Genomic DNA, 15,272 nt, shown 5'->3' with positions numbered 1-15,272 from the left:
CGGACCTCGGGGCCGGGAGGACGATCAGGTCGTGCTCAGTGTCCGCTTGGCCAGCTCGTACGCCGGGAGCATCTGCTCGTGCTCCTGGGTGTCGAGGCCGCCGAGATGGACGACGACGGGCCCGTCCGGGGTCACGGCGATGAAGGCCCCCTCCTTCTTGGTCTCGTCCAGCGCCTCACTGGTGTAGAGGTACTCGACCTCGGTGCCCCGCACGTCGGAGTCGGAGGTGAACTCGCTGTACTTCGCCTCGCTCGTGTCCCCCTCGGCCGCCACGAACTCCTTGAGCAGCGCCTCCGCGTCGTCCTCCTCGGCGCCCTTCTCGCCCGTCCAGACGCGGATGAAGCCGATGTTCCCGGCCGGCTTGGCGTCGATCTCGCACGCGGCGGTGAACGGGCCCTGCCGGAGCAGCCCCTCGGCCAGGTCGGCCGCGAGTTCGTCCTCCTCGGAACCGCCGCCGGCGCCGGGCGTGCCGGTCTCGACGGCCTCCGGCCGCCACTTCTCGGCCGTGTCGAACGTGACCGGGAGGGGGCAGGCGGAGCCGGCCGCGCCGACACTGCCGCCGCTCTTCGCGGCCTCCTCGGTGCCGGCGGCGGTGTCCTTCCCTTCGGCGGACACCGCGCCGCTGGTGCTCGCCGACGGCTTCGCGCCGTCGTCCCCCGCCGGCTCCGAGCAGCCCGTCAGCACCCCGGCCAGCAAGGCCAGCTGCGCCGGCACCGTCCCCCGTACCGCTCTTGCCACGGTCACCCTCCCCTTGTCGTTCGAGGTCGGACACGGTAGCCGAGGCGTGCGCGGGCGGCGCTCCCCCGGGTGGGGGGGGCGCCGCCGGAGCCGTCGGATCAGGGCGGTCAGACCTCCAACTCGGCCTCGATCCGCCGCAACTGGTGCCGGGCCATGGCCAGGTTGGCGCGCTTGGCGTCGAGCACCAGATAGAGGAAGAGGCCGTTGCCGCCGCGCCCGGTGATCAGGCGGATCAGGTGGTACGCGTCGGTCAGGGTGATCAGGATGTCCTCGATCTCGCCCTTGAGGCCGAGGTGTTCCATGGTGCGCAGCTTGGCGCGGACGACGTCGGTGTTCCCGGCGGCGGCGACGGTGAGGTCGAACCCCTTGCTGCCGCCGATCGTGCCCAGTGCCATGCCGCTGGTGTAGTCCACGAGGGCGGCGCCGGTCGCGCCCTCGATGGTCGCGAGGGCCTCTTTCAGCGCGGTCTCGGTGTTGGTCATGGTGTGCGGTGTCCTTTCAACTCTCACTGGTGGTAGGTGTGTTGGGAGTGGTTCGGGGGTGGGGCGTGGGGTGGTGGCGCGAGGCGTCCGGCGGGGCATCGTCGACCTGACCGTGGCCTTGGCCGGCGCCTGGGGCGAGGTCGCGGCCGTGGTCGCGTCGGCGCCAAGTGCGCCGCTGGTCCTGGCCACGGACCGGGCCGGGTTCCTGGTGACTGCCCTGGCGCCCGTCGCGGCCTGCTCGTCGGGCCGTGGCAGGGCATCCACCAGTTCGCCGATCCGGCCGCCCGCCCGGCGGCCCTCCAGGTGCAGCCGGCCCACGTTGACGCGGTCCTGGGTCAGCAGCGTCAGTACGGCGGAGGAACCCGCCGCGTACGTCGCCACATAGCCTTGGTCGCCGCGCAGCAGCAGTTCACGGAGATCGCCCCGCCCGGCGGCGTCCGTCATCCGTACGGCGACGCCGAGCGCGGCCGCGGTGAGCGCCGCCAGGCCTTCGGGTTCCACGCCAGGGGTGTCGTGGGCGAGGACCAGCCCGTCCACGCTGGCCGCCAGCGCGCCGGTCAACTGGGGTACACGGGCCCTCAACCGATGCAGTTCGTCGAGGACTTCGGCCTCCGCGGCCATGAGCAGTCTCCTCTCGGCGGGACGCTCCCGCTGCCGCTCAAAGGGCCTCCAGCGCATCCCTGAGCCTTTGCAGTAGAGCCACGTCGGGGTCGGGGGTGGTGAGCGGCCAAGGTGGGGTGAGGGGCGGCGCCTCGACACCGGCCGTGAGCCCGGCCGACGTGTCACGGCCGGTGTCGGACGGTGCGGGTGCCCGGGGACGACCGGGGTGAGGTACCCGGGGGCGGGTGAAGCGAGCGGGCGCGAACGGCCGGGGTCGGCCGGTGGGAGCCGGTGCGGGCGAGTGGCGCGGGGTGGTCTGACCTCGACTGGTGGTGCCGTGGGGTGGTGGAAGCAGTCGGCCGAGGGAAGCGGTGGAGTGGTGGAGGTGGTGGTGGAGGAATGGTGGAGGGCCCGGGTCTGGTGGGGCCCGGGTGGAAGGGAAGGGCCGGCCGGAAGGTGTGGCAGCCGATGGTGGACGCCTGCCCTGCGGGAGCCGGCGGTGCCGGGGCCGGGCCGCGTCGGGCCGTGGATATGAGGCCGGCCGCCGCCAGTCTTCGCACGTCCACGAGGGTGTGGAAGGCGGGGCGCCCCAGGCTCCGGGAGATCTCGGCGGCCGTGCGGAAGCCGTCGACCTGCCCGAGCACGGCTCCCTGCCGGGCCGGGACCGGCGGTGCGTCCAGGCCGACCGCTCTGACCAGCGGAGCCTCGTCCGTCGCCGGATCGGGCCAGATGCGGTGCAGGAGGTCGCGGCGGCGCCGGGCCTCACGCTCCACGGCGGCCACCGGCACCGGCCGGATCGGCCCCAGCCAGTGCGCGGCACCGTAACGGAAGCTGGCCGGCGCGCTGCTCGGGCCGAGGACGAAGTACGCCGCGTCGAAGAGCGCGCCCGAGTGGCACAGCTCCAGCGCGCCCCGGGCGACCCGGCCGCTGTCCACCAGGAACCGCCCCACCCGCAGCCCCGCCCCGGCCGTGTCGACCGCCTCCCGCCAGCCGTCGGAGTCCAGGATGCCGCCGGTGGCGAGCAGGACGTCGAGGCCCGGGGAGCGGGGGCTCTCGGCGTGCACGACCTTCCCCTCGGACAGGTACAGCGACCCGCTCTCGCGCAGCAGGACGCCGGTGGCCCGCTCGGCGGCGAGCCGGCTCAGCATCGGGGAGACGGCCTGCCGGAAGTGTTCTCCGCGCACGGGCAGCGGGGGCGCCGGTGTGGTGATCACGCTCATGCCAGCACCAGCCGTCCGGCCATCTCGCCGAGCCGGATCCGGGCCAGCGCGAGGTTGCCGTCCGTACGCGCCAGCCACAGGTGCAGGAACACACTGCTGTCGAACGTCGTCCGCACGAACCGCAGCACGTGGTACGTGTCCCGGTTGCTGACGATCAGGTCCTCGACCGGCAGATCCGCCCCGGACCAGTCGGAACCCTCCTCCGGCGCGAACGCCCGGTGCTCCGCCGCGAGCCGCGCGAGCTCCGCCGCCTCCGCCGCGGTCGTCTCGTGGTCACCGCCGGGTGCCTCCCCGACCGTGCCCAGCGCCAGTCCGCTGGTCCAGTCGACCACCGCGGCGCCCAAGGCACCGGGCAGCCTCATGGCTTCCACCAGACACTCGTCGATTCCGGGCACCGTGGCTCCCCTCCTGCCTGCGGTTCGGCTGAGTGACGCAGACGCTACGCAACGTGTGCGCGAGGGGTGAGAGATCTGGCATTTTCCAGCGGAACATGCGGACAGGTGACTAAGGTGGGTCGACTTGCCTGCTTTTCACCGCTGTTGGGCCCGGGAGCAGGCCCGGCGCGCTGAGGTGGACCTATGCGGCCGACCTGCATGGCGGGCGCGGACGGAACGCCGCGCATCCACCATTCTGAGGGGCGCGAGGGGCGTGCGAGAGGGAGCTTCTGCGAACTCGGGGCGCGAGCAACTCCTTCACGGGCGCGAGCCGACAGGTGCCGATCAGAGCCTCAGCAGTCCCGACCGCTCCGCTCCCCCCGCCTCGGCCACGATCTCCTCCACGGTCTGCGCCCGCCGCACCACCGCGAAACGCATCTGCCCCTCCCCGGGCGCGTACCCGTAGATCCCGGACCGGGGCAGGGAGTTGTACGCGTAGTGGTGCGCGAAGTAGTACGCGCCGGTGTCCAGCGCGGCCGCGTAGTCCCCCGGCTCGAACAACGGCAGCGAACGCCCCTCCGCCAGCAGGTCCCCGGCGAAACAGGCGGGCCCCGCCACGTCCTGCGGCACCGCCGGGCCCTCCTTCGCGCGGCCCTTCGCGTCGTACGCGGCGATCCGCAGCGGCCAGGACCCGGGCGCGTACACCGTCCGGGTCGCCACCTGCACCCCGGCGTGGGTGACCGCGATGGCCCGGCCGCCCGCGCTCTTCGTGTACTCCACCCGGGCGACGACCGTCCCGTGCTTCGCCAGCAGCGACCGCCCGAACTCGGTCACCAGCCCGTACCGCCCGTCGAACAGCCCCGGCACCGCCTCCGCCAGCAACCGTGCGTACTGCTCGTACGTCGGTGTCGCCGCCTCCGACGCGAAGTTCACCGGCAGCCCGCCGCCGATGTCGATCGTGTCGATCTGCCGCCGCCCGATCCGCCGGTTGATCTCCTCCGCCAGCTCGTACGTCTCCGTGATCCCCCGCGTCATCAGCGACAGCGGGATCCCCTGCGACCCGGTGTGCGCGTGCAGCCGGCTCAGCCACGGCCGCTCCAGATACGCCCGTACAACCCACTCCCGGGCGCCTTCGTCCCGGAGTGCCACCCCGAACTTCGAGGTGGCCGTCGCCGTGGACAACGCGTCGATCGCGCCACCGCCGACCTGCGGGTTCACCCGGATGCCGACGGGCGAGCGGGTGGTGGCCGACCGGACGAGCGCGTCGATGCGGTCCAGCTCCTGCGGGTTGTCCGCGTTGACGGCGATGCCCAGCGCCAGCGCCTCCCGCAGCTCGGCCGGCGTCTTGGCGGGGGAGTCGAGCACGGTCAGCGTGGGCGGCACCCCGGCCGCCCGCGCCAGGGCCAGCTCCCCGGCGCTGGCCACCTCCGCGCCGATCCCCGCCTCGCGCAGCAGCCGCAACACGGGCACGAGCGGCGTCGCCTTCACCGCGAACGCGTGCAGCACCGGCGTCCCCGGCGCCGTCACCGCGTCGAAGGCCCTGCGCAGCGCCCCGGCCGACGCCCGGATCCCGGTCACGTCGAGCAGGGCGACGACCGGCTCGCCGGGGCCCAGCAGCCCCTGCTCCACCGCCGCCCGTACCGCCTCGTCCCGTCGCGCGACCCGCTCGCCGTCGGTGTCGAACAGCCGCAGCGTGCGCTCGGCCTCCTCCTCGTCGTGCAGACCGCCGGGCCGCTCCCCTTCGGTCCCGTTCGTCACGTCTCCCATCTCTTCCCCCGTCGTCGTGTCGTCGTCCGCACCCATAGGGCCAGTGTGTCCAGCCAAACATCCACGGCGCGCCGCCGCTGGCCCTACCGGCGTATTGACTAGCTCTATTCAGCAAGTCAGGATGTGAATAGTTGCTGTATAGAGCTGGAGGCAGACCCGTGTCAGGACCCCGCCCGCCCGTCTCCCACCGCCGCCCTCAGCCGAGGCCCTACGGGCCGCCCCCCGGTCTTGTTCGAGCCCCGCGCGGTACGGAACTCAGCGCCCTGGGCTGGCAGCAGGAAGCCGCCCTGCGCATGCTCCAGAACAACCTCGACCCCGAGGTCGCCGAGCACCCGGACAAGCTCGTCGTCTACGGCGGCACGGGCAAGGCCGCCCGCGACTGGCGCTCCTTCGACGCCATGGTCCGCACCCTGAGGACGCTCAAGCAGGACGAGACCATGCTGGTCCAGTCCGGCCGCCCCGTCGGCGTCATGCAGACCCACGAGTGGGCCCCCCGCGTCCTCATCGCCAACTCCAACCTCGTCGGCGACTGGGCCAACTGGGAGGAGTTCCGCCGGCTGGAACAGCTCGGGCTGACCATGTACGGGCAGATGACCGCCGGTTCCTGGATCTACATCGGCACCCAGGGCATCCTCCAGGGCACCTACGAGACCTTCGCCGCCGTCGCCGCCAAGAAGTTCTCCGGGACCCTCGCAGGGACGATCACCCTCACCGCCGGCCTCGGCGGCATGGGCGGCGCCCAGCCCCTCGCCGTGACCATGAACGACGGCGTCGCGCTCTGCATCGACTGCGACCCCCGCGCCATCGAGCGCCGCATCGAGCACCGCTACCTCGACGTCAAGGCCGACTCCCTCGACCACGCCCTCCAGCTGGCCGTCGAGGCCCGTGACGCCCGCCGTCCGCTGTCCATCGGCGTGCTCGGCAACGCCGCCGACCTGGTCCCGCAGCTCCTCGCCATGGGCGCCCCCATCGACATCGTCACCGACCAGACCTCCGCCCACGACCCGCTCGCCTACCTGCCCGTCGGCGTCGACTTCGACGACATGGCCTCGTACGCGGCCAAGGACCCGGCCGGCTTCACCACGCGCGCCCGCGAGTCCATGGCCCGGCACGTCGAGGCCATGGTCGGCTTCCAGGACGCCGGGGCGGAGGTCTTCGACTACGGCAACTCCATCCGGGGCGAGGCCCAACTCGCTGGCTACGAGCGGGCGTTCGCCTTCCCCGGTTTCGTCCCCGCCTACATCCGGCCGCTGTTCTGCGAGGGCAAGGGCCCCTTCCGGTGGGCGGCTCTGTCCGGCGATCCCGCCGACATCGCCAAGACCGACAAGGCGATCCTCGACCTCTTCCCCGAGAACGAGTCCCTGCATCGCTGGATCAGGATGGCGGGCGAGCGCGTCCACTTCCAGGGCCTCCCGGCCCGCATCTGCTGGCTCGGCTACGGCGAACGCGACAAGGCCGGCGAGCGCTTCAACGACATGGTGGCCTCCGGAGAGCTGGCCGCGCCGCTCGCGATCGGCCGCGACCACCTCGACTGCGGCTCCGTCGCCTCCCCCTACCGCGAGACCGAGGCCATGCTCGACGGTTCCGACGCGATCGCCGACTGGCCGCTGCTGAACGCGATGGTCAACGTGGCCTCCGGGGCGTCCTGGGTGTCCCTGCACCACGGCGGTGGCGTGGGCATGGGCCGCTCCATCCACGCCGGCCAGGTGACCGTGGCCGACGGCACGAAGCTGGGCGGCGAGAAGATCCGCCGGGTACTGACCAACGACCCCGGCATGGGCGTCATCCGGCACGTGGACGCCGGGTACGACATCGCGGAGTCCGTCGCCGACGAGCGGGGCGTACGGGTGCCGATGCGCGAGGGTGGCGACGCGTGACCCGAAGTGAGGGCGGACGAAGCGGAGACTCCCCGGTGGGGGTTGATGCCTCGTCGCCGACTGCGGGCCCGGCTGTGCCCACCCTCCCCCACTCTCAACTCCGTTCGAGCGGGGGCACCCCCATCGCCCTGCGGAACGACTGCCCACAGCCTGTACGGGGAAGTGACCGGTCCGACGGGGTGCAGCCTGAGGCGGCCGGCGGCGGCCACCGGCCGGCGGCCGTGCCCGGTGGCGGTGGTGCGCAGCCCGTCGCCGGTGGGGCCTCCTTTCATACGATGTGGCGGGAGCTTCGGCCCATCGGCCGCCACTCCGAGTCCGGGGGATACCGCCGGTTCGCGTGGACCGGGGCCGACGCAGAGTGCCGGGCCTGGTTCGAGGAGCAGGCCCGGGACCGGGGGTTGGACTACGAGGTCGACCGCAACGGCAACCAGTGGGCCTGGCTCGGCGATCCCGCCGCCGGGGACGCTGTCGTCACCGGGTCCCATCTCGACTCCGTGCCCGACGGCGGCGCCTTCGACGGCCCTCTCGGCGTCGTGTCGTCCTTCGCCGCGCTCGACGAACTCCGCGCCCGGGGCGCCCGGTTCGACAAGCCGCTCGCCATCGTCAACTTCGGCGACGAGGAGGGCGCCCGGTTCGGGCTGGCCTGCGTGGGGTCCAGGCTCGCCGCCGGGCACCTGACCGTCGAGCAGGCGGGCCGGCTGACCGACGCGGACGGGGTCACTCTGCCGCGGGCCATGGAGGCGGCCGGGTACGACCCGGAGGGCATCGGACCGGATCCGGAACGGCTCGCACGGATCGGCGCGTTCGTCGAACTCCACGTCGAGCAGGGCCGGGCCCTGGACCTCTCCGGCGACGCCGTCGGCATCGCCAGCTCCATCTGGCCGCACGGCCGGTGGCGGTTCGACTTCCGCGGCGAGGCCAACCACGCGGGCACCACACGGCTCGTGGACCGCCGGGACCCCATGCTGTCGTACGCGGAGACCGTGCTCGCCGCCCGCCGTGAGGCCCGGCTCGCCGGAGCCGTCGCCACCTTCGGCAAGATCTCCGTCGAGCCGAACGGCGTCAACGCCATCCCCTCCCTCGTACGCGGCTGGCTCGACTCCCGTGCCGAGGACCAGACGACGCTGGACACGGTCGTCGGGGCGATCGAGGAGGCGGCCCGTGATGTCGCCCACGAGCACGGCGTCGAACTGGACGTCGTCCGGGAGTCCTTCACCCCCGTCGTCGAGTTCGAACACGCCCTGCGGGACGAGATCGCCCGCATCCTGGGCCGGGACACGGCCGACCTGAAGGTGCCGGTGCTCGGGACCGGCGCCGGACACGACGCCGGGATCCTCTCCGGGACAGTCCCGACCGCCATGCTGTTCGTACGCAACCCGACGGGCGTCTCGCACTCCCCGGCCGAGCACGCCGCCGAGGACGACTGCCTGGCCGGGGTGACCGCGCTCGCCGACGTACTGGAAGGGCTGGCCCGCAGGTGACGGAGACGACCTACTGGCTCGAACACGCCTGGCTCGGCACCGACGTCGAGCCGGGCGTGACCCTCACGGTCACTACCGAAGGCCGCGTCGGCGCCGTGCGCACCGGCACGCCCACCCCGCCCCCGGGCGCGGTCGTCCTGCTCGGCCTGACCCTGCCCGGTCTCGCCAACGCCCACAGCCATGCCTTTCACCGGGCCCTGCGCGGCACCGTCCAGGTCGGCTCGGGAACCTTCTGGACCTGGCGCGAGGTCATGTACCGGGTGGCGGACCGGCTGACCCCGGACACCTATCACGCCCTCGCGCGGGCCGTGTACGCGGAGATGGCGCTGGCCGGGATCACGGCCGTGGGCGAGTTCCACTATGTGCACCACGCCCCCGGAGGCACCCCGTACGCCGACCCGAACGCCATGGGTGAGGCGCTGATCGAGGCCGCCGCCGAGGCGGGCATCCGGATCACCCTCCTCGACACGGCCTACCTCTCCGCCGGCTTCGGCAAGGCCCCCGACCCCCACCAGCTCCGCTTCTCCGACGGCACGGCCGAGGCCTGGGCCGAACGCTGTTCAGTTCTCAAGGACCGGGATCACGCGCGGATCGGTGCGGCCGTGCACTCCGTACGGGCCGTGCCGGCGGGACAGTTGGCGACGGTGGCGCGGTGGGCCGAGGAACGGCGGGCCCCGCTCCATGTGCACCTGTCGGAGCAGACGGCGGAGAACGACGCCTGCCACGCGGCGCACGGCTGCACCCCCACCCGGCTCCTCGCCGACCACGGTGTGCTGGGCCCCCGCACCACCGGCGTCCACAACACCCACCTCACCGACGAGGACATCGCCCTCCTCGGCGGCAGCGGCACCGGCACCTGTATGTGCCCCACCACCGAACGGGACCTCGCGGACGGCATCGGACCGGCCGTCGCCCTGCAGCGCGCGGGCTCCCCGCTCTCCCTCGGCTCCGACAGCCACGCCGTCGTCGACCTGCTCGAAGAGGCGCGGGCCATGGAGCTGAACGAGCGGCTGCGGACCCGTACGCGTGGACACTGGACGGCGGCTGCCCTGCTGCGGGCGGCCTCGGCCGACGGCCACGCGGCGATCGGCTGGGACGACGCCGGCGCCCTGGAGACGGGAGCGCTCGCCGACTTCACGACGATCGCGCTCGACTCCGTCAGGACAGCGGGGCCGCCTCCACGACTCGGCGCGGAGACGGCTGTATTCGCCGCGTCGGCAGCAGACGTGTCGCACACGGTGGTGGGAGGTCGGCACGTCGTACGGGACGGGGCGCACGCGCTCGTACCGGATGTGCCGAGAGCCCTCGCGGACGCCGTCGCCGCACTGCGCGGATGAACCCCGGCGGCACGAGCGAGCGACCCGCCCCGAACCCGACTCAGCCCCCGAACCCGACTCCGCCCGCGAACCCCACTTCGCTCCCGAACCCGACCCGACCGCCGACCAGGCAACCAAGGACGCCATGAGCAGCCCGACGACCGACAGCCCCGCCCACTCGGCGAGCACCGCCAGCACGCTCATCACCAACATCGCTGCCCTGGTCACCAACGACCCCTCCCTCGGCGACGGTTCCCCCCTCGGACTGATCCAGGACGCGGCCGTCGTCATCGACGGTGAACGCATCGCGTGGACCGGTGATCAAAGCAAAGCACCCGCCACTGACAATCGCGTCGACGCCGGTGGGCGGGCGGTGATCCCGGGCTTCGTGGACTCCCACTCCCACCTCGTCTTCGCGGGCGACCGGACCGCCGAGTTCAACGCCCGGATGTCCGGCCGGGCCTACAGCGCGGGCGGCATCCGCACGACCGTCGCCGCCACCCGCGCCGCCACCGACGAGGAACTGGAGGCCAACCTCACCCGCTACCTCCGCGAGGCCCTCCGCCAGGGCACGACCACCTTCGAGACCAAGTCGGGCTACGGCCTGACCGTCGAGGACGAGGCACGGGCGCTGCGCATCGCCGCGCGTCACACGGACGAGGTGACCTACCTCGGCGCCCACATCGTCTCCCCGGATCACGCCGAGGACCCCGCCGCCTACGTGGCCCTCGTCACCGGCGAGATGCTGGACGCCTGCGCCCCGTACGCCCGTTGGATCGACGTCTTCTGCGAGAAGGGCGCCTTCGACGGCGACCAGGCCCGCGCGATCCTCACGGCAGGCAAGGCCAGGAGCCTGCACCCGCGCATCCACGCCAACCAGCTCTCCTACGGCCCCGGCGTCCGGCTCGCCGTGGAACTGGACGCGGCCAGCGCGGACCACTGCACCCATCTCACCGACGCCGACGTGGACGCCCTCGCGAACAGCCGTACGGTCGCCACGCTGCTCCCCGGCGCCGAGTTCTCCACCCGCGCCGAGTGGCCGGACGCCCGGCGCCTCCTCGACACGGGCGTCACCGTCGCCCTCTCCACGGACTGCAACCCCGGCTCGTCCTTCACCTCGTCCGTCCCCTTCTGCGTCGCGCTCGCCGTGCGGGACATGGGGATGACGCCGGACGAGGCCGTCTGGTCGGCCACGGCCGGGGGCGCGAGGGCGCTTCGCCGCGACGACATCGGACGCCTCACGCCGGGCGCGTACGCCGACCTCGCGCTGCTGGACGCGCCCAGCCACGTCCATCTCGCCTACCGGCCGGGAGTGCCCCTGGTCACGGCCGTGTGGCGCAGGGGCGTCCGCGTCGTCTGACCGGTCCCGGACCGCCCTGGACGCCTTCTGGGGACGGTCTCAGGAAGGGGCCGGTCCGGCCCCGGCCCGCCACCGCTGTCCGTCGCGCCCCGACGCCACGGTGAAGCCGACGGAACCGAGCGCGTCCGGCGTCACGGCGAACTGCCCCGCGATCGCCGGGCGGATCACCCCCCGGGAGTCGACCTCGAACCTGAGGTTGTCGCCGTTGTCCCCGTCGAGCGAGTCGCACTCCCAGATGCCCACGCCGTCGTCGACCGCGCCACGGCTGTCCAGGCACAGGTCGGGATCGGCGAACGACTGGAGGGCGGCCCGCCCGGAGTCGAGCCGCCAGCGCTGGGTGGCGCGTGAGGAGCAGTTGGCCGTGACGACGTCGGTGCCCTTCGCCAACTCGCCCCGGATGTCCAGGCACAGCCCCGAGGCGACATTCACCACCTGCGTGTAGGCGCCGCTCAGCGGCCCTCCGTACGGTGGCGACGGCGTCGGTGAACCCGTGTCGGACGGACTCGGGCTCGGGCTGCGCGTCGGCTTCTCCTTTCGCGGGGGCTTCGAGGGACTCGCGGTTTCCGAGGGGTCGGGGACGGTTTCGGGCTCGGCGGGACGGTCGGGGCACCGCGCCCGGGGAGGAACGGCGGACGTGGTGCCGGAGCCCTCGTCGTCGGACGACGAGCCGACCGACCCCGAGAACACCAGGAAGGCCAACAGCGGCGCCAACGCCACGCCGAGCGCCACCGAGGTCAACGCGACCCGACGCGACGACGACCACGTGGAGCCCGGGGCCCCGGCTTCGTCCTCCCCACCACTCGGACGCAACGACCGGCTCCAGCCCACACTCCGGACCGCTCCACCGCCGCTCTCCGCCGGCCCCGCCACCGACTCCCGCACCGGTCCAGGGCCCGCCCCCTCCCCGCACCGCCTCGGCCATCGATGCCGGACCCGAGCCACGCCCCGTCCGACCCGGCCGACCCGTCCGGGGCAACCGCTCCCGCGCCACTCGCCGCGCGCTCCCCAGCCCAGACATCGGATCCGCTGCCCGAACCCGGAACGGCACCCGAACCCGAACCCGAACCGGCACCGGCACCGGAACTGAAATCGGAACGGGAACCAGGGCCGGCAGGGATGGCGGCCCAAGCCTCGGCCGCAGCTGCTGAGCCCGTCTCCGTTCCCGCCCCGGCGGAGCCCTCGGCCCGCGTCCCGGTCGCGCCCCGCGTGTACGCCGTACCGCCCCACGGCAGCAACCCCTCCGCGAGGGTCGTGCGCGGGCTGTCGCGCAGGGCGCACAGCTCCTCGTACGCGCCGGCGCAGTGCGGGCAGTGCTCCATGTGGGCCTGCAGATCGGTGCTGTGGCGAGGAGTGTCGGGCCGTACGGACTCCTCGATCAGCCGGCGGAAGTCCTGGCAGCGCGGGTCGTCCGAGGCGGCCAGCCGCACGCGCGGACAGGCCTGGCGCAGGGCGTGGAGCGCGGACTCCCGCTTGTACGTGACGTCGTCGGCGGTGAGGCCGAGCAGAACGGCCGTACGGTCGTCCGGTTCCCGCTCCACGACGCCGTACCAGATGAGGCCCTGCGGCCGGGGCGGCAGCTGTTCGAACGCCGCGAGCAGGGGCGGGACTCGGCCTCCGGGGCCCGTCGTGTCCAGCACGGCCCGCAGGGCGGGGGCGAGACCGGTCGCACCGCCGTCGGTGGCCCAGCCGGCGGCGACCCGCGCGGTCAGCAGGAGCAGCCGATGGCGCCAGGGGACGGTCGGTTCGACACCCCGGGCCGTCTCCTTGGCGGCGACCGTGAACGCCTGGGTGGCCAGCTCCCGTGCCGCGGACTCGCTCGCGGCGCACAGCCGGGCGTAGGAGAGGACCGAGGGGTGGTGGCGCTCGCGCAGTTCGCGCAGGGCCGCGTACGCGGTCGGTGAGTCGGAACGTAACAGCGTGGTGAGGCGGGTGTCGGACGCGTTCGCGTACCGGTGCTCGGACCCGTCGTCAGGGCGTGCGCCCGGCGCGCCGGTGTTTCGGTGGTCCTCATGGCCGTCGTCGCCGCCGGGGCGCTCGTCCCGAGCCCGAGTCATCCTCGTGCCTCCTCCTCGCACCCCCGTGTGTCCACCCGTCGGCTTCTGGCATACCGAACAGTCTGACGCGTGACCATAGTGGCTGAAGGTGAACCGAGGGGAAGGGGTTTCTTGCAGTAAGGGGTGGGAGGGGAGGAGACAGGGGTCGCGCCGGGAACGGTTCGGCCGGGTACGTCAGGAGTGTCGCAACTCCCACCGCACCCGGCCGACTTCGCTCTCCGTCGCGACGGACGGTTCGGACGGTCACTCCTCCAGCGTCAGCCCCTTGCGCAGACGCACCAGCGTGCGCGACAGCAACCGGGACACGTGCATCTGGGAGATGCCCAGTTCGTCCCCGATCTCGGACTGCGTCATGCCGGCCACGAACCGCAGCGACAGGATCTTCCGGTCGCGCGGCGGCAGTTCGGCGATCAGCGGCTTCAGGGACTCGACGTACTCGATGCCTTCGAGGCCGTGGTCCTCGTAGCCGATCCGGTCCGCCAGGGCGCCCTCGGAGTCGTCCTCCTCGGGCTGGGCGTCCAGCGACGAGGCGGTGTACGCGTTGGACGCCGCCATGCCTTCGACGACCTCGTCGTTCGTCAGCCCGAGGCGCTCCGCCAGCTCTCCCACCGTCGGAGCGCGATCGAGCTTCTGAGCGAGCTCGTCACCGGCCTTGGCCAGGTCGAGTCGGAGCTCCTGGAGTCTGCGCGGCACCCGCACGGACCAACTCGTGTCGCGGAAGAAGCGCTTGATCTCGCCGACGATCGTCGGCATCGCGAACGTGGGGAACTCGACGCCCCTGCTCAGTTCGAAGCGGTCGATCGCCTTGATGAGGCCGATCGTGCCGACCTGGATGATGTCCTCCATGGGTTCGCTGCGCGAGCGGAACCGGGAGGCGGCGAACTTCACCAGAGCCAGGTTGAGTTCGACCAGGGTGTTGCGGACGTACGAGTACTCGTACGTGCCTTCCTCAAGGGATTCGAGCCGCTCGAAGAGGGTCTTGGACAGGGCTCGTGCGTCCACCGGTCCCACCTCGTCGTACGGGGGGATCTCCGGGAGGTCGGCGAGCGCGTCGCCCGGATGATGGGCGAGGTCGTCCTGCGTCTCTTCCGGGGCGGATGCCGACGTCGCCCTCTGGGTATGCGATTCGTCGAGCCGGGGTGACATGATGTCCTCCATCGTTCTCGGCATATGGCCGCCGATGCCAATACGTGCACTGCGGTGTGCGGCGCCTCCAAAGCCGGCCGTGTCGATTGGTGTCACTACTAGCCCTACCCGGTTTCCCGAGGTCGTCGCAAGTGCCTCCTGTGGCGAAATGTCCCTTTGTGGGCGATTGTTCGGGTGTCGGAGAGTGTGGAGAAGGCGTAGTGTTCGAGGGCGAGTCAGCAGTCACGACGGTCGGGAGAGAGACGGCATGGACCGTGGGACGGTCGGCAGCGCACAGTCGGGCCGACTACGGGTCGAGGTGCGGGAAGAGGGCCCCAGCGCCGTCGTGACCCCGGCGGGTGAGCTCGATCACCACACCGCCGATCTGTTGCGTGAGCCACTCGAGAGCTGCCTGGACAAGGGGTTCACCCGTCTGGTGGTGGACTGCTCACGCCTGGAGTTCTGCGACTCCACCGGGCTCAACGTCCTGCTGGGCGTGCGGCTCAGGGCGGAGGCGGCGGGCGGCGGCGTCCACCTGGCGGGCATGCTCCCGGCGGTGGCGCGGGTCTTCGAGATCACCGGGGCGGACGCGGTGTTCACCGTCCACGACAGCCTTGAGGCCGCCCTGGGTGACTAGGCCGCCGACCGGCCCGCCCGTGACCTCCGTCACGGGCGCCGTCGACCGCGACGGTCGACGGCGTCGGCTCGGCGGCCTTCGCCGCTCGTACGTTCCGGGGCGTACCCCAGGTGTCGCACGCCGACCGTCGGGTTATTCGCGTCACAGGTTCTGTGCCGAAAACGTGGGTGTTCTGACGGTTCGCTCGGGCAGGAGACATCCTGGACGCGTCGGTGGTGACCCGGATACGACCGGGTCACGG

Annotated in this window: 11 protein-coding genes and 2 pseudogenes; 5 read left to right on the top strand and 8 right to left on the bottom strand. The window is 72.6% G+C overall.

Annotated elements, in window-relative coordinates:
- Window positions 1-24: 24 nt before the first annotated feature.
- The 6 genes and pseudogenes from E4N62_RS35365 to E4N62_RS35340 form a co-directional block, all read right to left on the bottom strand.
- Window positions 25-738 (bottom strand): lipoprotein, encoded by a 714-nt coding sequence (locus tag E4N62_RS35365; protein WP_230221081.1) that lies wholly within the window; start codon window positions 736-738, stop codon window positions 25-27.
- Between the two features lie 107 nt (window positions 739-845).
- A complete protein-coding gene (locus E4N62_RS35360; protein ID WP_184893246.1) occupies window positions 846-1,220 on the bottom strand; it encodes a hypothetical protein in 375 nt (124 codons plus the stop codon).
- A 393-nt stretch (window positions 1,221-1,613) separates the two neighbouring features.
- Window positions 1,614-1,841 (bottom strand): annotated as a pseudogene (locus E4N62_RS49780) (roadblock/LC7 domain-containing protein); the annotation flags it as partial.
- Window positions 1,842-2,002: 161 nt separating this feature from the next.
- Window positions 2,003-3,040 carry a hypothetical protein gene (locus E4N62_RS35350; protein ID WP_374117140.1) on the bottom strand — a complete coding sequence of 346 codons (1,038 nt, stop codon included), beginning with the start codon at window positions 3,038-3,040 and terminating at the stop codon, window positions 2,003-2,005.
- The gene (locus tag E4N62_RS35345) at window positions 3,037-3,435 is read right to left on the bottom strand and encodes a hypothetical protein (protein ID WP_009327980.1); all 399 of its coding nucleotides are present in this window, start codon (window positions 3,433-3,435) and stop codon (window positions 3,037-3,039) included. Before E4N62_RS35345 ends, E4N62_RS35350 begins: the two co-directional genes overlap by 4 nt.
- Before the next feature lie 324 nt (window positions 3,436-3,759).
- Window positions 3,760-5,181 (bottom strand): diaminopimelate decarboxylase, encoded by a 1,422-nt coding sequence (locus tag E4N62_RS35340; protein ID WP_230221685.1) that lies wholly within the window; start codon window positions 5,179-5,181, stop codon window positions 3,760-3,762.
- 158 nt (window positions 5,182-5,339) lie between these two features.
- Here E4N62_RS35340 and hutU point away from each other — a divergent pair, with 158 nt between their 5' ends.
- The 4 genes from hutU (at window position 5,340) to hutI (ending at window position 11,215) form a co-directional block, all read left to right on the top strand.
- Window positions 5,340-7,058 (top strand): urocanate hydratase, encoded by a 1,719-nt coding sequence (gene hutU / locus E4N62_RS35335; protein ID WP_308186077.1) that lies wholly within the window; start codon window positions 5,340-5,342, stop codon window positions 7,056-7,058.
- Between the two features lie 275 nt (window positions 7,059-7,333).
- Window positions 7,334-8,539 (top strand): allantoate amidohydrolase, encoded by a 1,206-nt coding sequence (locus tag E4N62_RS35330; RefSeq protein ID WP_230221078.1) that lies wholly within the window; start codon window positions 7,334-7,336, stop codon window positions 8,537-8,539.
- Entirely contained in the window at window positions 8,536-9,876 is a 1,341-nt protein-coding gene (locus E4N62_RS35325; protein WP_230221076.1) for a formimidoylglutamate deiminase, read from the top strand. The genes E4N62_RS35330 and E4N62_RS35325 overlap by 4 nt, the downstream gene beginning before the upstream one ends.
- Window positions 9,877-10,000: 124 nt before the next feature.
- A complete protein-coding gene (gene hutI / locus E4N62_RS35320; protein ID WP_230221073.1) occupies window positions 10,001-11,215 on the top strand; it encodes an imidazolonepropionase in 1,215 nt (404 codons plus the stop codon).
- 39 nt (window positions 11,216-11,254) lie between these two features.
- Here hutI and E4N62_RS35310 read toward each other — a convergent pair.
- A pseudogene (locus E4N62_RS35310) lies at window positions 11,255-13,269 on the bottom strand (ricin-type beta-trefoil lectin domain protein).
- Between the two features lie 243 nt (window positions 13,270-13,512).
- A complete protein-coding gene (locus tag E4N62_RS35305; protein ID WP_215457863.1) occupies window positions 13,513-14,415 on the bottom strand; it encodes an RNA polymerase sigma factor SigF in 903 nt (300 codons plus the stop codon).
- A 247-nt stretch (window positions 14,416-14,662) separates the two neighbouring features.
- Between E4N62_RS35305 and E4N62_RS35300 the strand changes: the two genes are divergently transcribed.
- Entirely contained in the window at window positions 14,663-15,031 is a 369-nt protein-coding gene (locus E4N62_RS35300) for an STAS domain-containing protein (RefSeq protein ID WP_230221066.1), read from the top strand.
- Window positions 15,032-15,272: the final 241 nt, after the last annotated feature.

Origin of the sequence: Streptomyces sp. MNU76, from assembly GCF_020982545.1 — a bacterium.
GTDB lineage: Bacteria > Actinomycetota > Actinomycetes > Streptomycetales > Streptomycetaceae > Streptomyces.
Note: the sequence above shows the minus strand (reverse complement) of the source record. Positions and strands in the feature narration are given on the sequence as shown.